General features: G+C 42.3%; 19 protein-coding genes. 15 read left to right on the top strand and 4 right to left on the bottom strand.

Going from position 1 to position 19254, the window contains the following annotated elements; translation table 11 throughout:
* The first annotated feature begins 50 nt into the window (after positions 1-50).
* The 9 genes from FCL54_RS11910 (at position 51) to FCL54_RS11865 (ending at position 10030) form a co-directional block, all read left to right on the top strand.
* Positions 51-1373: an ABC transporter substrate-binding protein gene (locus tag FCL54_RS11910; RefSeq protein WP_138126866.1), complete on the top strand. Its 1323-nt coding sequence runs from the start codon at positions 51-53 to the stop codon at positions 1371-1373.
* 29 nt (positions 1374-1402) lie between these two features.
* The gene (locus FCL54_RS11905; RefSeq protein ID WP_181954883.1) at positions 1403-2365 is read left to right on the top strand and encodes a carbohydrate ABC transporter permease; all 963 of its coding nucleotides are present in this window, start codon (positions 1403-1405) and stop codon (positions 2363-2365) included.
* Between the two features lie 27 nt (positions 2366-2392).
* The gene (locus FCL54_RS11900; RefSeq protein ID WP_138126685.1) at positions 2393-3223 is read left to right on the top strand and encodes a carbohydrate ABC transporter permease; all 831 of its coding nucleotides are present in this window, start codon (positions 2393-2395) and stop codon (positions 3221-3223) included.
* Positions 3224-3256: 33 nt separating this feature from the next.
* A complete protein-coding gene (locus tag FCL54_RS11895; protein ID WP_138126683.1) occupies positions 3257-4180 on the top strand; it encodes a helix-turn-helix domain-containing protein in 924 nt (307 codons plus the stop codon).
* Between the two features lie 34 nt (positions 4181-4214).
* The gene (locus FCL54_RS11890) at positions 4215-4985 is read left to right on the top strand and encodes a sugar phosphate isomerase/epimerase family protein (RefSeq protein WP_138126682.1); all 771 of its coding nucleotides are present in this window, start codon (positions 4215-4217) and stop codon (positions 4983-4985) included.
* Between the two features lie 40 nt (positions 4986-5025).
* Entirely contained in the window at positions 5026-6051 is a 1026-nt protein-coding gene (locus tag FCL54_RS11885) for a Gfo/Idh/MocA family protein (RefSeq protein ID WP_138126680.1), read from the top strand.
* A gap of 263 nt (positions 6052-6314) precedes the next feature.
* Positions 6315-7931, top strand: coding sequence for a beta-N-acetylhexosaminidase (locus tag FCL54_RS11875; RefSeq protein ID WP_138126676.1), 1617 nt, complete (start codon positions 6315-6317; stop codon positions 7929-7931).
* Between the two features lie 96 nt (positions 7932-8027).
* Positions 8028-8984, top strand: a complete 957-nt coding sequence (locus FCL54_RS11870; RefSeq protein WP_138126674.1) for an alpha-amylase family protein — start codon at positions 8028-8030, stop codon at positions 8982-8984.
* Between the two features lie 542 nt (positions 8985-9526).
* On the top strand, positions 9527-10030 hold the full coding sequence (locus FCL54_RS11865; protein WP_138126672.1) for a GNAT family N-acetyltransferase: 504 nt from the start codon (positions 9527-9529) through the stop codon (positions 10028-10030).
* Between the two features lie 149 nt (positions 10031-10179).
* Here the strand turns inward: FCL54_RS11865 and FCL54_RS11860 are convergent, their stop codons facing one another.
* Positions 10180-10731 carry a GNAT family N-acetyltransferase gene (locus FCL54_RS11860; RefSeq protein WP_138126670.1) on the bottom strand — a complete coding sequence of 184 codons (552 nt, stop codon included), beginning with the start codon at positions 10729-10731 and terminating at the stop codon, positions 10180-10182.
* Positions 10732-10976: 245 nt separating this feature from the next.
* Here FCL54_RS11860 and FCL54_RS11855 point away from each other — a divergent pair, with 245 nt between their 5' ends.
* A complete protein-coding gene (locus tag FCL54_RS11855) occupies positions 10977-11519 on the top strand; it encodes an RNA polymerase sigma factor (protein WP_138126668.1) in 543 nt (180 codons plus the stop codon).
* Positions 11500-12702 (top strand): DL-endopeptidase inhibitor IseA family protein, encoded by a 1203-nt coding sequence (locus FCL54_RS11850; RefSeq protein ID WP_138126666.1) that lies wholly within the window; start codon positions 11500-11502, stop codon positions 12700-12702. The genes FCL54_RS11855 and FCL54_RS11850 overlap by 20 nt, the downstream gene beginning before the upstream one ends.
* A 52-nt stretch (positions 12703-12754) precedes the next feature.
* On the opposite strand, the gene FCL54_RS11845 is transcribed toward FCL54_RS11850, so the two are convergent.
* Both FCL54_RS11845 and FCL54_RS11840 read right to left on the bottom strand, forming a co-directional pair.
* Positions 12755-13450 carry a YetF domain-containing protein gene (locus FCL54_RS11845; protein ID WP_138126664.1) on the bottom strand — a complete coding sequence of 232 codons (696 nt, stop codon included), beginning with the start codon at positions 13448-13450 and terminating at the stop codon, positions 12755-12757.
* Between the two features lie 107 nt (positions 13451-13557).
* Complete coding sequence (locus FCL54_RS11840) at positions 13558-13809, bottom strand: helix-hairpin-helix domain-containing protein (protein WP_138126662.1); 252 nt, start codon at positions 13807-13809, stop codon at positions 13558-13560.
* A 420-nt stretch (positions 13810-14229) separates the two neighbouring features.
* Here FCL54_RS11840 and FCL54_RS11835 point away from each other — a divergent pair, with 420 nt between their 5' ends.
* The 4 genes from FCL54_RS11835 (at position 14230) to FCL54_RS11820 (ending at position 18489) form a co-directional block, all read left to right on the top strand.
* A complete protein-coding gene (locus tag FCL54_RS11835; RefSeq protein ID WP_138126660.1) occupies positions 14230-14673 on the top strand; it encodes an LPXTG cell wall anchor domain-containing protein in 444 nt (147 codons plus the stop codon).
* Positions 14674-14854: 181 nt separating this feature from the next.
* Positions 14855-15457 (top strand): class D sortase, encoded by a 603-nt coding sequence (locus FCL54_RS11830; protein ID WP_138126658.1) that lies wholly within the window; start codon positions 14855-14857, stop codon positions 15455-15457.
* 452 nt (positions 15458-15909) lie between these two features.
* Complete coding sequence (abc-f, locus tag FCL54_RS11825; RefSeq protein ID WP_138126656.1) at positions 15910-17616, top strand: ribosomal protection-like ABC-F family protein; 1707 nt, start codon at positions 15910-15912, stop codon at positions 17614-17616.
* Positions 17617-17643: 27 nt separating this feature from the next.
* Positions 17644-18489, top strand: coding sequence for a P-loop NTPase family protein (locus tag FCL54_RS11820; RefSeq protein ID WP_171016807.1), 846 nt, complete (start codon positions 17644-17646; stop codon positions 18487-18489).
* A 193-nt stretch (positions 18490-18682) separates the two neighbouring features.
* On the opposite strand, the gene FCL54_RS11815 is transcribed toward FCL54_RS11820, so the two are convergent.
* Entirely contained in the window at positions 18683-19168 is a 486-nt protein-coding gene (locus FCL54_RS11815; protein WP_138126652.1) for a hypothetical protein, read from the bottom strand.
* Positions 19169-19254: the final 86 nt, after the last annotated feature.

Here is a 19254-nt window from a genome sequence, read left to right as displayed (position 1 = left end):
CACTAAAAAGGGGGAGAAAAAAGTTGTCAGTAAAAAGGTTATCAAAATTAATGGCAGTATTACTAGGTGTTTTTATGTTGATTTTATCAGGCTGTTCGCAAAAAACGAATCAAGAGGGAGGTTCAGACTCTGGTTCAAGTTCAAAGACTACGGAAATTACTTTAGGTTTCTATTCATCGGGTAGTGCTGACAAGAAAATGAATGAAATTATTGCTCAGTTTGAGAAAGAGCATCCCAACATCAAGATCAAAACCCAAAATGCCCCTTATCAGCAGTTCTTCCAAAAGCTTGATACTCAGATAGCCGGAGGAAATGCTCCTGATGTATGGCTATCAGACGGTGTGTTTGTCCAAAAATATGCGGAGCGCGGAGCTGCGAAAGATTTAACAGAATTGATCAATAAAGATTTAAACAAGGACGACTATTACGGACTGGATTTTAATAAAGGTCCAGAAGGAAAGTATTGGGCAGTACCACAAGGGATTCAAATTGCAGCACTTTTCTATAACAAGGATATGTTTGACAAAGCGGGTGTCGATTACCCAGATGAAAGTTGGACATGGGAAGACCTGAAAAAAGCAGGCGCTAAATTAACAATCGATACAAGCGGTAAAACGGCAGATGAATCAGGATTCAATGCCAGTAGTGTAAATCAATACGGCCTTACATTCTTTAATATAACTGAAGGGTGGATGACGGTACTGAAGTCATACGGAGGCGGAGTGTTGGGAGATGATTTGAAAAAATCAATTGTAGACTCACCTGAAAACAAAGAAGCGGTCAATTATATCGTCGATGGAATGGAACGCGGTATCTTTACAGACCCATCAGACCTACAGGCCTTCCAGAGTCCGATGTCTCCGTTCCCAAGCCAAACAGCAGCAATGCGTATTGGGATTTACGCAAGGGTGCTTGCAGCTAACGAAACAGGAGTCAATTATGATGTGACTGTCCTTCCTAAAGGTCCAGATGGCAAACGGTTCTCACCAGTTATCGCGAACTCATGGATTATCAGCAATAAAACATCCGACGAGAAGGCAAAAGCAGCATGGGAATGGATCAAGTACTGGGTATCAGAAGACGATGTTCAGAAGCAATGGGCTGAGCTGGGAGAAGCAGTACCTGTGAAAAAGTCAGTTGCAAACTCCGATCTATTTTTGAATTCTGGTGATAAGCCAAAAAACAAACAAGCATTCTTAGACAGCTTTGACTTTGCAGGAACTCTCGATGTGAATGCTGTTTGGTCAGAGTGGGTTAAAGTAATGGGGGATAACCTGAACAGAGCATTCCTTAATGAAACGACTGTCGACAAGGCTTTAGAAAATGCTGACAAAGAAGTGCAGGATGTCTTAGACGAGTTTTATAACAAATAGAAAAATAGACGATAGAAAGTGTGACTCGAATGATTGGAAACTTAAAATCTCAAACAAACATCCAAACGCAGGTTAACACTAAGAAAAAAAGAAAATCTTTGAGTAGTGAGGGGAAATGGGGATTGCTCATGATTTCCCCTTACCTCATTCATTTCATCGTTTTTATCGCATTCACCCTGCTCGCTTCCTTATATTTTAGCTTTTCAAGCTACGATATGCTGAATCCGCCTGAGTGGGTAGGCTTAGAAAATTACAATAAACTTATCCAGGATCCCGTCTTCTGGAAGTCCTTGAAGAATACCGCCTACTTCACTATTTTATTCGTTCCGACACAAACGATACTGGCGTTGATTTTAGCCGTAGCGCTAAACCAGAGCTTGAAAGGCTTGAAGTTCTTTCGAATCGCTCATTTTATTCCGGTTATTTCTTCCTGGACTGTTGTCCTGTATGTCGCGGATGCCATTTTCAATCCACGTTTCGGATTAGCGAATGACCTGCTCTTAAAATTTGGGCTTGAGCCGCAAAAGTGGCTGAACGACGAGCACCTTGTTATTCCGGTACTGGTACTCGTAGCAGTCTGGAAAGGCGTCGGCTACATGATGGTCATCTTTTTGGCCGGATTGCAAAATGTGCCGGAAGATCTTTACGAAGCCGCAGAAATTGAAGGCGCAGGGGTGATCCAAAAGTTTCGATATGTAACTGTTCCGTTGATTTCCGGAACAACCTTTCTTGTACTCGTCCTTAGTACGATCACAACCTTTCAGGCTTTTGAACAAATCTACGTGATGACTGGAAATTCCGGTGACATTACTGCAGCAGGCGGACCTAATAATGCCAGTATGGTTTTGATGCTCTATTTATTTCAGCAGGGGTTCGCCTTCTTGAAAATGGGCTATGCTTCTGCGATCGCCTGGATTCTTTTTATCATCCTGTTCGTGATCACCCTGATACAGGTCAAACTACAGAAGAAGTGGGTCCATTATGAGAAATAATGGCCAATAATCTTAGAGGTGTTATCTATGAACAAAAACCCGAATAAAAAAAGGAAAATAATCAGTTATATCATTATCTCAATCAGCTCAATTCTTATGCTGACTCCTTTCGTAACAGCTGCATTAAACTCATTAAAGACGTACAAACAATATACTGCAATCCCGGTGGAATGGATTCCTAACCCTTTTCGTTGGAAAAATTATTTGGACGTATGGCAGATGACGGATTTTGCCCAATATGGGTGGAACAGCATGGTTGTAACCATACTGTCGGTTTTAGGAGCCATCCTCTCCTGTTCGATGGTTGCCTATGCATTTGCACGACTCGACTTTCCATATAAAAACTCTCTGTTTTTCATGGTGCTTGGAACACTAATGATACCGCCGGTGGTGATGATCATCCCACAGTTCATGATATTCAAGCATATGGGATTTTTGGATACACTCATTCCCCTATGGCTGTTAGAGTGGCTCGCCCAGCCTTTTGGTATCTTTTTGATGAGACAGGCGTTCCTTCAGATTCCAAAAGAGTATGAGGAAGCGGCAAAGCTGGATGGATGCTCTCCATTCCAGACATACTGGAGAATCTTCCTGCCGATGTGCAAGCCACAACTTGCTACACTGACCATCTTTACGTTCATGACGAAGTGGAATGAAATCCTTGCACCGGTTATTTATCTTTCGTCAGAAGACAAATTCACCCTTCCTATCGGCGTACTTTCCATGTCAGGGGCATGGTTCGGAAAGGAGCAATACCTGGTGGCTGCAGCATTGATGTCACTCATTCCGATCTTGATCGTTTTCTTATTTACAGAAAAATTCTTTGTGAAAGGAGCAAGTTCTTCCGGACTAAAATAAGCAGAAAAACAAATGGATGGGAGGTGCGTGAATGTGAAAACTAGATTGCTCTTGATCGGCCATGAAAGCAACCTGAACAAAGTTAAAACAATTGCTAAGGAATTTCCTCAGCTCTCCATCATGACGGTGGAAGACCAGTCCGAGATCACGCCTGCACTCAGTGGCAAGATAGACGGGGTAATAGTCGCAAATCCTCTTCAGATGCCGAACGAAGTGTCGATGCTTTTAGATGAACTGCCTGTCTTCCATATGAATTATTCTGCCATCGCCCTTTATACGACGTTGTTCAAATTCTTTTTCAACCACAATGGGAATACTTCTTCTCCAAGAATGCTTAGCATCGATTTTTTTAACAAAGAGGATATCCGGAAACAATTGGCTGAAGAGGGGATTTCATCGGAACGGTTACGGATCAAAGAATATCATGCCAGCATAGACCCGGCCGAGTTAATCAACTTTCATACAGGCTCCTGGCAGAAAGAAAACGAAGGAGCGGTCATTACTTGCCATCCAGAGGTTTATGATTCATTGAAGGAAGAACAGGTTGAGACATATTTAATCACGCCGACCACCCCCTGTGTCAAATCATTGCTGAACAGTATCATTGCAAAAGTAAAAGATTATCAAAAGATCAGCCAGGCGGAAAATTTTCGTGTCCGTTATGAAAAAGCCGGTTCTCTTCTTAAAGAGATCGGCATGAGCGGGACGACGATCCATCGTTTAGGCTGTTTATGCGATTCAATCGGCAGCAACAACATAACCGCTGCTGAACTGGCAAAGGGATTTTCGATCACTCTCAGAAGTGCGAGGCGGATCCTGACGACACTCGAAGACCACCGGATCGCAAAGGTGATCGGTGAGGAACAGATCAAAGGGCGAGGGCGTCCAAGGTATGTGTACCATATTGATTTTAACCAATTCAACGTTGATAAACGTTTAATCCCGGCTTACGGGTAAGGATGGTTAACAATAGAGGGAAGGGAGAGAACCGATGGCAACGTTTATCATCAATACTGTATTACTGGAGAAAAACCGCTGGGAGCCTGGCAGAGTGCCTACAATCAAGGTCAGTGAATGGATGAAGGACTTCCGAAGAGATGGCTTTTCAGGTGTTGAGCTGTGGGAGAACCATGCGTTAAAGGCTTCAGAGGAAGAGACTAGGCAACTGAAGAATGCTATTCTGCCTGTTGATGTCTTTAATTCATACGCAGGGTTCGAGGACGAAAAGGAACAGGAGCGTAAAGAAACCGCTGAGATGGTGAGAAAGCTCGGGGCAAGTAACGTGAAATTCAACATCGGAGCGGATGAAAATAAGCGGGATACTTATGTGAAGAATGTATTGGAATGGAAGGAACAGCTCCCTTCTGGATGCATGCTGTTATGCGAATGTCATTCCGGAACACTGATGGAGGATCCGCAAACAGCAGCACAAGTTTTTAACGAATGGGGCTCTAATCAATTTGGGGCGATACTCCATCCGTTTCATGCACATACAGACCTCGATTCCTGGTTCGCGCATCTAGGCTCCACTATCGTCCATGCACATGTCAGTTTATATGCGGATGGCGCGTTTCAACTGCTTGAAGAGCAGCCTGAGCTTGTGAAGGAGCGTGTCAGGAAACTGAAGAAAGCGGGCTTCGATGGAACGTATTCGATGGAATTTACAAAAGGTACGGCATTAGAGAGGGAAATCCCCATGATGCTTTATGAAAACGCATTAAAGGATATGGACTTTCTTTCCACTTGTTTGAAGGAAGTCTAGAAGCATCAACAACAAGGTGATTGATGAAGGAGATAGGATCATGAGTTTAACAGTAGCGGTGATCGGAGCAGGGATCATTGCAGTGGAACATTTGGATGCCTTGAAAGGGATGGAAGAACTCCAGGCAATAGCGGTGGCGGACATCGATGAAGCAAAAGCGGAAAAGATCTCCGAGGATTATCAGGTGAAGGGCTATTCTGATTACAGAAAGATGATTGAGTCAGAGTCCCCTGATATCGTAGTCATCACACTGCCGCATTTTTTGCATAAAGAAGCAGCCGTTTTCGCTGCCAGCAAGGGATGCCATATTTTATTGGAAAAACCGATGGCTCTCACCATTACGGAATGCGATGAAATTATCGGAGCTGCGGAAAAAAATCGAATCTGTTTGATGGTGGGGCACATCCAGCACTATTTCCAGGAAAACATCATTGCCAGGGAACAAATAGAAAGCGGTGAATTAGGCGAACTCATCATGATAAATGAAACACGCCATATGAATTATTTTACGAGCGGGCGACCGCAGTGGTTTTTGGAAGCAGAAAAGTCAGGCGGCGGCATCGTGATGAATATTGGCGCCCATTGTATTGATAAAACGCAATGGTTGATGGGGAGCAGATATGCAAAAGTTTTATCAAAGTTAACATACAGGGGAGAGGTGGAAGGATTTAGTCCGGATGTTGAGGGAAGCGGGCTTCTTTATCTGGAGACCATCGATCAAATCCCTGTCACCATTTCACTCTCCGGATATGAAGGAGTTCCTAAACATGTGACGGAATTGATTTTCACGAACGGGATGATGAAAGTGGAAGTGGGAAAAGGTGTTTGGATAAGTGAAGGCGATGCTTATCAACTGGTGCATTATCCTAAGGGATCGTCCCCTTTTAAAAAGCAATTCGCTGAACTCACGGCTGCGATAAATAGAAAAGAGGTCATTCGCAATTCAGGCGAGTACGCACGATCGATTATTGAAGTGATCGAGGCATGCTATCGATCAAATAAAGAAGGAAAGATTATTGAGTTAAAAGATGCATCACTGCAAAGAAGGAGTGATCCGCTATTTTAAAGTTAAAGCTTACCGGAGACCTCGCAAGCTTTCAGGAAGGGATCGAAGAGCTGGGGAAGATATATTCTTTTGCTCTTGCCGAGGAGGGCATTCGGGTAACCGTAAAACAGTGGGAGAAGAAGAGAATTGATGTTTCTTGGAATGGAGAAGAAGGATCCATCCGGTTTAATAAAAACATCCATTTCTTTCGTGCTTTCGGGCTGTTCCTAGAGCATGCTGGAAAATATAAGCCGTTCCATCTAACCGAAGAGCCGCAGTTCGAGATGAACGGCATCATGCTCGACTGCTCCCGTAATGCGGTAATGAAGCCCGAGGGAATCGAAAGGTTCATCATCGTTATGGCGATGATGGGGCTCAACATGCTCATGCTTTACATGGAAGATACATACGAAATCGAAGAACAGCCTTACTTCGGATACATGAGAGGGAGATTTAGCAAAGAGGAGCTCAAATGCCTGGATGATTATGCTGATAAGTTTGGCATTGAACTGATCCCTTCCATCCAGACGTTAGCCCATCTAACAACCTTCCTCAGGTGGGACAGTAATGCGGAGATAATGGATACTCCGGATATTTTATTAGCAGGCTCCCCAAATACATACCGGTTGATCGAGCAGATGATCAGTGCCGTGATGGAACCTTTTCGCACCAGTCGTTTGCACCTGGGCATGGATGAAGCCCACTTTTTGGGAAGAGGCGTTTATTTAAAAAAGAACGGATATCGAACCAGCTTCGATATTATGAATGATCACCTGAAGCAAGTATTGAAAGTTACCAGAAAAAAAGGGATCGACCCGATGATCTGGAGTGACATGTACTTCAGGATGTCATCAGAAACGGGTGACTATTATGACAAAAAAGCGATCATTCCCGACAGCGTGATCGAGGGTATGCCAAGTGACGTCCAGTTCGTTTACTGGGACTACTATCATGAAGACGAGCATTTCTATAAAGATTATTTAAAAAAACATAAATCCTTTGGTACTAAACCAGTATTCGCTGGCGGGATCTGGACATTTAACGGAATAGCGATCAATTATAAGAAGACGATCCGTTCATTACATGCAGGGTTGTCCGCCTGCAAACAGGAGGGGATAAGCGAGGTATTCGGAACTCTCTGGGGCGATGATGGCGCAGAAACAAATCCGTTTACCGGCCTTCTTGGACTTCAGCTCATGGCTGAGCATGGATACGCTGAGAAAATCGACATGGAGAACGTGAAAGACCGCTTCCAATTCTGCACCGGAGCAGACATGGATTGTTTTATTGCCCTTGGCGAGTTGGACCAGCCTCCAGGTTCGGCTAAAGAGGTCCAGCTTGAACCGGATAATCCTTCGAAATTCTTGTTATGGCAGGATCCGCTACTCGGGCTGTTCGATAAACAGGTGGAAGGTATGCCGTTGAATCGCTTTTACCGGGAATTAGAACTGAAGTTGAGGCAGGAACAAATAAGAGCAGGAGGATGGTCCTGGCTGTTTGAGCTGCCACGCCAAATTTGTTCAGTTTTAACCATGAAGAGTGAAATTGGCATCAGGTTAAAAAGGCTTTATGACGAGGATGAGAAAGAAAAGCTGCGGGATATAGCCGATAACGAGCTAGTTGAGTTAACGAAAAGAGTGGAGATTTTACAAAAAATCCATTACGAACACTGGATGGAAATCAATAAACCGTTTGGATGGGAAGTGCTCGACATCAGGTACGGTGGTTTGTTGGCAAGGATTGGGACAACCCGGAAGCGACTGGAAGCATATCTATCTGGAAGTATTTCTTCTATCCCGGAACTGGAGGAAGAGCGTTTGCCTTATACTTCTGCTGTTCAGAATCATGCCTATAGCAGAAGCAATGTTTACCAGAAAATTGCGACGCCGAATGTGTTTTAATGGATGAACTACTAAATAGAAGGATGTGATTCATGAATGGAAACGGCTTGATGAATGGTATGTTTTTATAGTAAAAAAATTTAAGGAGGGAACAGGGTGGCAATACGAAAAAAAAAGAAAGTCCAATGGTTCGCACTGGTGTGTGCTTTGATTATGGTGGTAGCTGCATTTCCGACAGGAGCGTTTGCTCAGACGACATCAGGAAAGGATAAAGCGATGTGGGCATGGTTTCCGAACAAAGACATCAGCACAGAAGAAGCAAGAATGGAAATGGTTGATTTTGCAAAAGAAAAGGGAGTTAACTTGATTTACTTGAATATCGGTGAAAGAGAGGGTGAGCCTTATCTTATCGAACACCCTGAACAATATAGGAAGTTAATAAAATTAGCGCATGAAAATAATATTGATGTTTACGCATTAGATGGAGCATCCGAGTGGGCGAAGGAAGAAAATTATGATATCCCGATCAGCCGCATGCATGATGTGTTTAAGTATAACCGTGAATCTAAAAGTTCGGAACAGTTTGATGGTATACAATTCGATATTGAACCCTATTTACTAGATGAATGGGATACAACTGAAAGGGATCAACTGATCCAAGAGTATTTGGCCGTGGTGAAAATATTAAATAATATTGCAAAAGCGTACAGCAATAGCCACGATTTTGAATTCATGATAGCGATGCCGTTCTGGTTTGATGGGGATAAATATACTACAACTTATCATGGAGATACCAAACCATTATCTGACCATGTGATGGACGTAGTCAACAGTGTTGTGATCATGGCTTATCGGGATTTTGCGGAAGGGAGAGATTCCATCCTTTATCATACGGACCATGAGATGAAATATGCGAGTGAGAACGGTGTGAAGCTTGTTATCGGAGTGGAAACGCAGTACCTTGAGCCGTATGAAAAGGTTTCTTTCTTTGAAGAAGGAGAAACTTATATGGACGAACAATTAGAGGTGGTTGACCAGATTTATGCGGATGAACAAGGATACGGTGGACAGGCAATTCATAAGTATCAGAGCTATAAGGCGATGAGTAATTAGGGATGAATATTTGAATTGAATATATGCTACTAATGATTATTTATAATCTAATAAAACAAAGTAGTTCTTAGCTTTTGTAGGTGAAAATCTAATATTAATTTGAGGTTTAAAAATCTTCTCTCACGGGAAACACTTACTTTATGCTCATTCGTAAAAAGATGTGAAAGTAGGTGTCAACGAAGATGTTAGCTGTATTTAAGAAGCTATTTTGTAAGCATTCCTTTGAACATTCAGGAAGCTTCTCTTATGAAGATGAACAAGTCATCAATCGACGCTGTGGAAAGTGCGGACACACTGTCCACATTAAAAGCATATAACCATGAAGCAAACACTGTTTCTTGCAGTGTTTGCTTTTTATTTTTCAGACCTTTGAAACTTTTATCTTATTATGCCGTAGAAGATGATAGACTGTATGTATGGAGAGTTTGATCGGATACATAATCAACCAATACTTCTTTCTTTTATCTTCTTTTTTATAAGTTAGGAAGCCTTTATTAGTCATTTTCATACAAACGCTACGTTTTTATTTAGGAGGAACATCAATGGAAATACGTCTTCTTAATACTAAGGATGCTGAAGCATACTGGAATCTTCGTTTAGAAGCATTGCAAAAAGCACCGGAAAGCTTTGCGACCACATACCGCGAAGCGATGGACAGAGAAAACCCGATCGAGAGGACTGCACAGAATATTAGGGCAACAGGAAGTTTCACGCTTGGCGCCTTTGTTGATGGAAATCTTTGCGGTACGGTAACAGTCGTAAAGGAAAAAGCTGCAAAGATGAGACATAAGGCGATGCTTGTAGCAATGTATATCCAGCCTGAGCACCAGAAGAAGGGATTCGGCAAAAAGCTGGTACAAAAGGCAATAGAGCGTGCAAAGGCAGAAGGGATTGAACAAGTATTATTGTCAGTAGCCACCACAAACCCGAAAGCCAGGAAACTGTATGAAAGCGTTGGTTTTGAATCCATAGGAATCGAAAAGAATGCTTTGAAACATAAAGGGAAGTACTGGGATGAGGAACATATGATATTGTTTCTTACCTGAGACAAAAGGGGCAGACTCATAAGTGTCTGCCTCTCTCCGTTTAGCACACCATCTAGATGAATATTGGTAAAAGTTTATCTAGGTAGTGTGATGGAGGTGCCTGCCACTTTGCTTTTGAGTCTGCCCCTTTCACCATGTGCTGGTAAAATTCAGTTCGTTTTGGCATATAATGCAACATCGTAATAATAGCCATCAGGATGTTTATCGGCCTTTTTTAAAATTCCTTCCAGTTCAAAGCCCAGCTTTTCGGGAATCCCTCTGCTCTTATCGTTTGGAGTAGCAACTTTAATTTCTACTCTGACAGCATCTAACTGTGTAAATGCAAGTTCAGTCACAGCTTTAACTGCCTCTGTCATATAGCCGTTTCCATTTTCATCCGTCGAAAGCCAGTAGGCGATCTCGAACTTAGGAAACTTCCAATCGATGTGGAAAAGGCTGATATTTCCAATGAACCTGCTTTCTTTAAAAATAAGATATGTCAGCGATTTCCGCATGATAAACTCCGCTTTCGCTTCTCTTAAAAAGGTCTCTGTCTCATCTATGCTCTGTACTTTTTGGGCGAATTTCAACCACGGTCTTAACTGTGGCAGAGATTTGTTCGAAACTTCATTTACCTCAGGACCGTCACCCGGTTCCGGCACTCTTAATAATAGCCGGTCTGTTGTTAGTTCGGTTGGAATATTAAGCAGGATTGGCTCCATAACTTTTCCCCCTTTTCTTTTCTCTTGTTAAATTAAACTACCATACTATGGCAGCTAAAACTACTATGGTTTTTAATATCTTGTCTTTTGCAGGCTTTTACTGGCACTTAAATAAATCATATAGAGCAAGCACTAGAACGGACGAATGAGTTTTTTGAACAAGCCTCTTTTAAAACTATTTGAATAAACCTGAAACTATTCTTAAAGCAAACACGACTAATTTGTTAGTTAAAGGAGGGAAGGGCATGGGGGACACGGGAGAAAGCATTCAAGACATATATGAAAAGTATTTTCATGACGTGTATCAATATTTGCTTTATTTTACGAACAGCCGGTCAGAAGCGGAAGATCTAACACAGGACACATTTTTAAAAGTAATCAAAAGCTATAACAGCTTTACTCATAAATCATCCTTAAAAACATGGATTTTATCGATCGCAAGTCGTACGGCAATCGACCATTACAGAAAGAGGAAACTTATTTCGATACTCCCTGAAAAGTTAACAAACCTATACAAAAGTAACGACGGTAATCCAGATGAAGAGATCGAGCATACAGAGGATTGGGCAGTTTTGCAAAAGGCTCTATCGACATTAAAGGCTGACTTTCGAAATGTAGTTATTTTAAGGGGCCTCAAGGAATGCTCGATTAAAGAGACAGCAGAAATACTGAATTGGAAAGAATCGAAAGTGAAAGTAGATTATCACCGGGCGATTAGGCAAATGAAAAAAATGCTTGAAAAATCAAACGAAGGGGTGGTGGTTTTCAATGAGCAAAAGACCAGATAATGATTTTTTGCAGCCGTTAAAACATAGGCCAGGACTTGCTCCGCGAAAGAACTTCAAACAAGAACTTAGAACCGCGCTGATCGACGAAGCTGATCGAACTAAATCCAGGCTGCCTGTTCAAGGATGGTTTCCAAACCTTCTTGTTGCTTCGTTATTGATTTTTGGTATTTTTATCGGCTCGGACTTTGTCCTAAACTCAAGCGGAGGCAACACAGATTCGCCAGGCCATGAAAACCCGCCAGCTGTTCCAGATCAGGATCAAAAGGATGAAAAAGAAAAACAAAAGTTCGATGAGAAAGCCGCACAGCAGATCATCGGAATCGCATTCGCCCACTATTCGGTGGTCCTGAACGGCGGAGGACCTGAATCGGGAAAAACATTTACCGAGGAAGGAGAAGCTTACCGTTACATGGGTGAAGACTTTGATACAAAGCAGGAAGTACTCGATTATTTAGAAGAAGCTTTTACGCCGGAAGCAGCATTGCAGATATTCGGCGAACATCCATTTATCGTGAAGAAAGATAAACTTGCCCAGCCTGGCCAGAGATTTTCAGGGGATTACCTGTGGCAGGATACAGAAGTGGTTTCTATCACCAAAAAGGAAAGTGAAAGTGAACGGATCGTGGAGTATAATGTTCCGATCGAGAAAGAAGGTGAAACAAAGTCAGATACGTATGAATTTACGCTAAAATATGTTGATGGAGGCTGGAAGCTTGATGGAGTCATGCCGCTTTCAAGCGGGGAAGAAGAGAAGGAAAGCAAAGATGGGCCGCAAGATGATACTCCAGAATTCATGCTGACCGATGTAGAGATGGTGGCTTATAAAGCTTTCTCGAATGATTTAAACGAACAGCATTTAAAAGATCTTCCCCCTCTTAGCATCGCAAAGCTATATGTGCAGGCGGAGTTAGAGAAGAGATACGACATCTCCTATGCTTTATACACCGATCGGGAAGGCTATGTACTAAGAACGAAAGAAGAGGATCAAGCGATTCCAGAGTCTCACAGGGGGACTACAGAAGCGATCACTAAGCAATATAAAGGATTGCAGAATGGGAAATTTATTCAAACGGGAGAGTTCGAAGGCTATGTTAAATATTCGAATGCAAATGGAGAACAGGGATTTCGAATGATAAAAGATGAAGATGGGATCTGGAATGTTGGTTTCAATCCAATCCAATAGCGAGTTTAAGAAACGGCAGTCCATTTCGGATGCCGTTTCTTTGGCGAATAAACTAGTTTCCCTTACTGTCCCTTTTATCAATATGTATCGTCCCATCACTCTGAAGTTCTGCATAGAATATCTCTTCAAGACTTTGAATTCCCTGCGCCCGGAGCTGGTTCTGAAGCCATTCCTTAGTCAGGTTTAATTCTGTTAAATTCTTCTTAACGACCTTTCCATCGGTAATAAGCTCTGCGGGGAGGTATTTTCTTGGTACTGATAGAATGCTTAAATCCTTCCTGGTGACCGCTTCATTGTCCAACTTTTTAAGAACACTGAGCTGTCCGTTTGGCTCAAGGATGGCGTACTCTACTTCTTTTATTGAAAAAACGTTTTTGTTTCTGAGAAGCATACTGAGGTCATCCATGTTTAACTTATGGGAAGCCATCGCTTTTTCAAGAATATTTCCATCCCGGATGATGATGGTTGGTTCTCCGTCAAGCAGCACCCTTGCTTTAGCTGATTTTAAGCTGATATATTCCACAAGCATCGTTAGCAGCATCCATAGCGTAAGTCCTGTTACACCATCAATTAGCTTAACGTCCCGGTGAACGACCATGTCTCCTGCAATGTTTCCAAGCGCGATCCCGGTTATATAAGTGAAAAATGTAATCTGGCTCAGCTGTTTTTTCCCTAAAATCCGAACAAGAAAAAGCAACACGAAAAACCCGGTAAGCGTTCTTCCGAATGTGACTAAAATTGTTTCCATCATTATCCCTCTATAAAAGATGTATTAGCTTCCATCTTATACATCCGGGATATCATCTAAACTTTTAAAACAATAAAAAAACAGGCGATCGCCTGCTTTTTGTGGAATTAATATGTTTCCCTCAACTCTGATAAAAACATACGGATCTCCCAGAGTCTATTTTCATCAATGTTATACAGGGTTAAAAGCTGCTTGTCAGAAAACTTTTTTAATTCTTCAATGGTATAGATACGGTTTCTAATCAGTAAGTTAGCGGTTTCCCTTGCTAATCCCATAAATTCCTGTTCCGCTATCTGGCGGTTCACATCAAACAATTCCCATTCCAACTCTTTTTTACGTTCAAAAAGCTTCTTGATCATTATTGTTTGCTCCTTTCCAAAGGATAATATTTCATTTTATGTTCATTCAATCAGAAGTATGTTATAGAATTGGTGATAAACCGTTTTCTCCCCAAAAGCTGAAGCCTAAGGAATGTATGTCTGAAATAGGCTTTTTCTTAAAGATTGTTGTTTTTGAAAAAACGATAAACTGCGACATAACATAAGACTTGCCGCTACGGAAAGAGAACTGCCCGGAGCGGAAATCTATGTTGAGATAGCGTCGCAGTTCCTCTCTAATGTAAAGCTTATTAAGCAACAAGTATGCGAAAAGATCCTTGAAATAAAAAAGTAATTATTAAAAAATAAACAAAATTGTAAAAAATAGGATTAAAAAAGGTAAAAAGCGGTTATGTACCTCTATAGGAAAAACAAATACTGGCTTACAGGAGGTACATAAACATGAAAAGGCTTTATCTTGGTTTGTTGAGTTTTGTCTTTCTGGCGATCATGTTGTTCGGCGGTTTTATTGCACAGGCCTCTCACGGAAGTTCTGATAAGAATTGTGACGATTTCTCCAGTAAGCAAGAAGTCATGGATTTTTGGTACGAACACGGGTATAACGCTGAAAATGATCCTTCCGACCTTGACCGGGATAACGATGGCCTACCCTGTGAAGTGAATTCAGGTGAATGGGATTCCTATGTAGCTGATAAAGAAGACACGAATAATAATAATACAGATGAAGATGGACAGACCAACGATCAAGATGAAGCTACTGCTGATGGTGAAGAAGGCGGCGAACTGCCGGATACTGCTTCAAACCACATAACAATGGTGATTGTGGGGGCTTTCATAATGGCAGCAGGTGCACTGCTTTTCATTCGAAGAAAAGTCAGGGCTTAAAGGATTGATTAATTTATAAAAAGAAGGTAGGTTAAGAGTAAGATCAACCTGCCTTTTTTTTGCAGTATAGAAAACAAAAGTTTGTATCAAACGGTTATTCGACACAACAGCCATCAGAAGTAAGTAGTAAAAGTTCTAATAGTCAGTCAGTTAGTTTTTTAGCTTGAAGGGGGAAAGCTTGATGAGGAAATGGATCGGACTTCTCGCAATTGTTGTTGGACTTGCAGTGGCATTGCCTAACGCATACCAGTGGTGGAAACAACGGCATACGGTTGAAGCGATGAGCAATAGTGAACTGAATGAGTACTTGAGCTATGATGATACAGTTCGTGAACCCGTGAAAAAATTGCCTGGATCTAAAGATGAAATCAAGCTCGAAAAGGGGCAGGAAGTTGCACATCTGTTGATCCCTTCCATTGAAAGCAAGTATCCTGTGTACTGGGGTACTGATCCAGAGACATTAAAGCAGGGGGTCGGAATGCATGACAGTAAATGGACGGTCACACCGGAAGAAACCGGCCATGTACTGCTCGCCGGGCACAGGGACACCGTCTTTACCGAAATGGGCGACGTGAAGATCGGTGACATGGTGACCGTAAAGTATCATGACAAAGAATACACTTATCAAGTTAGAAAAACATTTATCACCGAGGCCGAGGACCGGAGCGTAGTCGTCAAAAAAGAAGAACCTCTGCTAACGATCTCAACCTGTTATCCGTTTGAATTTGTCGGTGATGCACCGTACCGTTACATCATCCAATCAGAGCTCATCAGCGTGAAGTAATCCACAAAACAAATGGGGTCAGTCCCCCAGCGCGTTAATTCGCTACAGGGGGACTGGCTTTTTCTAATGCTTTTAACTTTTTCAATGTAGTAATTAAGTTTGGTATTGACAGAAAAATTGGAAAGCTATAAACTGTGAATAGAATATTTTGGGAAGGACTGATCAAGGGGCAATGAAAAACTAATCTTATTTTCCACACCATTTTTCGAATAGAAAAAATGAGTACCTGGAGATAGGATTAGTATGCCCTTTTGGACTTCCATCGAAATAAGCGATGTTTTCTCATGCACGATATTTTTAGGGATACGTGCGTATTATATCGTTTTAGACGGAATCTTTGCCTCTTTTTTGGCATGCGGATACTAGCCTCTCCAGGTTTGCTGGAGGGGTTTTTAGTTTGCAAAAATCGCCTTCAGAAAGATGACAGGTTTAATAAACAAGAGGTGATAAATATGAACGTGATGCGATTAAGAGGCATACAAAAAAGCTTTGTTGAAAAACAGGTTTTAAAACATATCAACCTTGATATCAAACGAGGTGACAGAATCGGGCTCGTTGGTCCGAACGGAGCCGGGAAAACGACGCTCGCGAATATTTTATACGGAAAAATAAAGCCGGATAGCGGCTCGGTCCTATCCGAGCAGCAAGCTTTGAAAATCGGTTATCTTTTGCAGTCGGTTGATTATTCATCGAATGACTTTGAGAGCGTTCTCTCAACACGGGCTGCAGAAGGTTTATATGAGGTAACAAGCCAGCTTGGGCTCACAGGGATAAAGAACTGGGAAGGCGGGCAATTAGAGTATTTGAGCGGAGGAGAAAAGTTGAAGCTTGCCCTTGCCAACATCTGGACTTCCAATCCTGACATGCTGATCCTCGACGAACCGACCAACCACCTTGATTTAAAAGGCGTAGAATGGCTCGTAGAAGAACTGAAAGATTATAACGGAACAGTCATCATGATTTCGCATGATCGTTATTTCCTTGACCGAACAGCGAAACAAATTTTAGAAATTGAAGAAGGCGTCATTCAAAAATATACTGGAAACTACTCCGCTTACCGCGAAGAAAAGAAACGGCGCCATGAGAACCAACTGCATCGGTATACCGAGCAACAAAAATATAAGGCCGAAATCGAGTCCCAGATGGCAAACCTGACGAATTGGTCAGATAAGGCGCATCGAGAGTCAACGAAACAGGATGGAAAAAAAGAATATTATCGTGTAAAGGCAAAGAAGATGGATAACCAGGTGAAGTCGAAACGGAAGCGTCTCGAAAAAGAGCTTGAAAAACATAAGATCGAAAAGCCGAAGGAAGAAGCAAAAGTACGCTTTCAGTTTGAAGCAGACGGCAACCGTGGTAAACGGATCATCGAGGCAAGGGACATCCGGAAAGAATACAGCGGCAGGGCACTTTTTGAAAACAGCCATTTTTATGTGAAGCACGGTGAAAGAGTAGGAATTATAGGGGATAACGGCTGCGGAAAAACCACGTTGATCAGACTTTTACAGGGAGATGAAGAACTGACAGGTGGTGAGCTGTGGAAAAGTGATTCACTGAAAATCGCTTATCCATCGCAGGATGTTAATGACCTTCCAAAGGATAAAACGGTTATAGAAGCGTTAAACCTGAGCCGAAGGGATGAAATTCATCAGGCGCGGACGATGCTTGCCAACATGGGGCTGAAGGAAGATCGAATCAGGCAGAAAATCGAAGCTTTAAGCCTTGGAGAACGTACCAGAATCAAGCTTGCCGGAATGATGCTCCAGCAATTTGACGTGTTGATCCTGGATGAGCCGACAAACCATCTAGACCTGCCGAGCAAAGAACAGCTCGAAGAAACGCTCGATCAGTTTACCGGAACGATCCTCGTCGTCTCCCATGACCGCTATTTTATCGAACGAATTGCTGACAGGCTGCTCGTTTTTGAAAAAGGAAAAATCCGACGCTGGGAAATGGGATTACGGGAGTTTAAAGAGAAAAAACAGCAGATGAAAAAGCAGCCGGAACAAAAGAGTGTCGAAGAAGAACAGCTGTTGATCGATAATAAGATATCAGCATTAATGGGTCGGTTAAGCCTTTATACACCTGATCAAAAAGAGTTTCAGGAAATCGATGAAGAGCTGAAAGGCTGGTTTGAAAAGAAAAGGGCATTGCAGTAGAAAATAATAAAATGGATGGTGGCCATTATGAGATCAAAAGTTATTATCGTCGAAGGAATACCGGGTTCAGGGAAAACGACAACAGCAAAGCATATCGAAAAAATTTTGAAGGAGAAGGATATTCCAGTGAAGCTGTTCTTAGAAGGAAGTCTCGATCAGCCTGCAGATTATGAGTATACAGGCTGCCTGAATGAAGAACAGTTTGAGGAGCTGGTCGGAAAACATCCGGAAGACCGCGAACTGATCGCAAGGTTCACGGTGAAGAAGGGTGACAACTTCTTTATAAGCTATATGAAACTGTATGATGAAAACAAGGAAAAGCAATCTTTAATTGATGATATCGCTGCATACGATGTATACGAACTTCCGCTGGAAAAGCACCTTCCAGTAGCACTGGAAAAATGGAAAGAATTTAGTGAGAAGGCTGCAAATGAAGAGGCGGTTTATATCTTTGAATGCTGTTTCATTCAGAACCCGCTAACTGTTATGCTGGGCAAACACGGGGCGCCGTCTGGCCAGATAAGAAAGCACGTTCTGGAAATCGCAGAAACGATTAAAGGGCTAAATCCGATTGTCATCTATTTACATCAAGATAATATCAGGGAAACGATCGAAAGAGTAATTCCGGAACGGCCGGAAGCATGGTATAACGGAATCATCCAGTATTTCACCGAACAGGGATACGGAAAAGCGCAGGGGCTTGAAGGATTTGACGGCTTTGTGAAGGTCCTGGAAAAAAGGCGGGAGCTTGAGCTCGAGTTAATAGAAGAGCTGCCTTTTCAGTCCCTTGTGATCGATAACTCGGACCGGGACTGGGAAAAGATTTATCGGGAAATCGATGAAATGATTACTGGAAAAGTTACCGCAGTTTGATTGTTCGACAAGTGTATAGGTGAAGTGAAAATAAATCCCCCGGTCATGGGGGATTTTTCACATCTATCGGAAAGTAATCTCTACGGGCTTCTTGGAAATTGGCGAAAGAATCCTGCCTTATCATGTAAAGGCAACCGCATGGCAAATGTTCAATGTAAAACAGCTACAGACTGGGCTTTTTTGGATGGTCCCGCTAATTCTCCCATGAAATTTTTTGAGAACCGGCCGGCATTTCTCCCTGCATAATTTTTTCTTGTTGATCATCCACCACCTTAACATAAACGTTATAGTGGTCATACACAGTGGCATAACCGTCTTCCAGCTCTTTACTGTCAACGGTTCTTTTAGATATTTCCATCAACACATCACCAATGATGCGTTCTACTTGTTTGTTTTGGTCCGCCTGGCTTCCGGTAAAGGTAAGGCTGACATCTTTTTCTTCCAGCTTCGCATCCAAGAGGGGCAGGGTGCTGTTATTTTCATAATCAGCGATAACGTTGCCAAGAGTCGCTTCTGTTATGGTGAGGGAGTCTGCTAATCTTGTACCCTCACTTGCAGCGTTACCGGAAGTTTCTCCTGCTGCAGAATCCAGAGTCTCAGAGTTTTCCGCACATGCACCAAGCAGTGATAATGAGAGGAAAGCAGCTATGATCGACGGGATGGCTTTACTAAGTTTCACACTGATCACTCCTTTTAAATTTGTCTCCTTAACTATAAGTCGTAAGTAAACTTGTAATGGTTTCATAAAAGAAAAAAGAGGCGCAT

The organism is Exobacillus caeni, assembly GCF_005747095.1.
In the GTDB taxonomy this organism is placed as follows: domain Bacteria; phylum Bacillota; class Bacilli; order Bacillales; family Guptibacillaceae; genus Exobacillus; species Exobacillus caeni.
This window is presented reverse-complemented; position numbering and strand designations above follow the sequence as displayed.

What these genes read in the sequence shown, in the direction of transcription:
- FCL54_RS11905 (WP_181954883.1), top strand. Translation starts at nt 1,403, where the DNA reads ATGATTGGAAACTTAAAATCTCAAACAAACATCCAAACGCAGGTTAAC.
- FCL54_RS11845 (WP_138126664.1), bottom strand. Translation starts at nt 13,450, where the DNA reads ATGGAAACAATTTTAGTCACATTCGGAAGAACGCTTACCGGGTTTTTC.
- FCL54_RS11850 (WP_138126666.1), top strand. Translation starts at nt 11,500, where the DNA reads ATGAGCAAAAGACCAGATAATGATTTTTTGCAGCCGTTAAAACATAGG.
- FCL54_RS11875 (WP_138126676.1), top strand. Translation starts at nt 6,315, where the DNA reads ATGAACGGCATCATGCTCGACTGCTCCCGTAATGCGGTAATGAAGCCC.
- FCL54_RS11830 (WP_138126658.1), top strand. Translation starts at nt 14,855, where the DNA reads ATGAGGAAATGGATCGGACTTCTCGCAATTGTTGTTGGACTTGCAGTG.
- FCL54_RS11860 (WP_138126670.1), bottom strand. Translation starts at nt 10,731, where the DNA reads ATGGAGCCAATCCTGCTTAATATTCCAACCGAACTAACAACAGACCGG.
- FCL54_RS11855 (WP_138126668.1), top strand. Translation starts at nt 10,977, where the DNA reads ATGGGGGACACGGGAGAAAGCATTCAAGACATATATGAAAAGTATTTT.
- FCL54_RS11865 (WP_138126672.1), top strand. Translation starts at nt 9,527, where the DNA reads ATGGAAATACGTCTTCTTAATACTAAGGATGCTGAAGCATACTGGAAT.
- FCL54_RS11840 (WP_138126662.1), bottom strand. Translation starts at nt 13,809, where the DNA reads ATGATCAAGAAGCTTTTTGAACGTAAAAAAGAGTTGGAATGGGAATTG.
- FCL54_RS11885 (WP_138126680.1), top strand. Translation starts at nt 5,026, where the DNA reads ATGAGTTTAACAGTAGCGGTGATCGGAGCAGGGATCATTGCAGTGGAA.
- FCL54_RS11890 (WP_138126682.1), top strand. Translation starts at nt 4,215, where the DNA reads ATGGCAACGTTTATCATCAATACTGTATTACTGGAGAAAAACCGCTGG.
- FCL54_RS11910 (WP_138126866.1), top strand. Translation starts at nt 51, where the DNA reads ATGGCAGTATTACTAGGTGTTTTTATGTTGATTTTATCAGGCTGTTCG.
- FCL54_RS11900 (WP_138126685.1), top strand. Translation starts at nt 2,393, where the DNA reads ATGAACAAAAACCCGAATAAAAAAAGGAAAATAATCAGTTATATCATT.
- abc-f (WP_138126656.1), top strand. Translation starts at nt 15,910, where the DNA reads ATGAACGTGATGCGATTAAGAGGCATACAAAAAAGCTTTGTTGAAAAA.
- FCL54_RS11820 (WP_171016807.1), top strand. Translation starts at nt 17,644, where the DNA reads ATGAGATCAAAAGTTATTATCGTCGAAGGAATACCGGGTTCAGGGAAA.
- FCL54_RS11835 (WP_138126660.1), top strand. Translation starts at nt 14,230, where the DNA reads ATGAAAAGGCTTTATCTTGGTTTGTTGAGTTTTGTCTTTCTGGCGATC.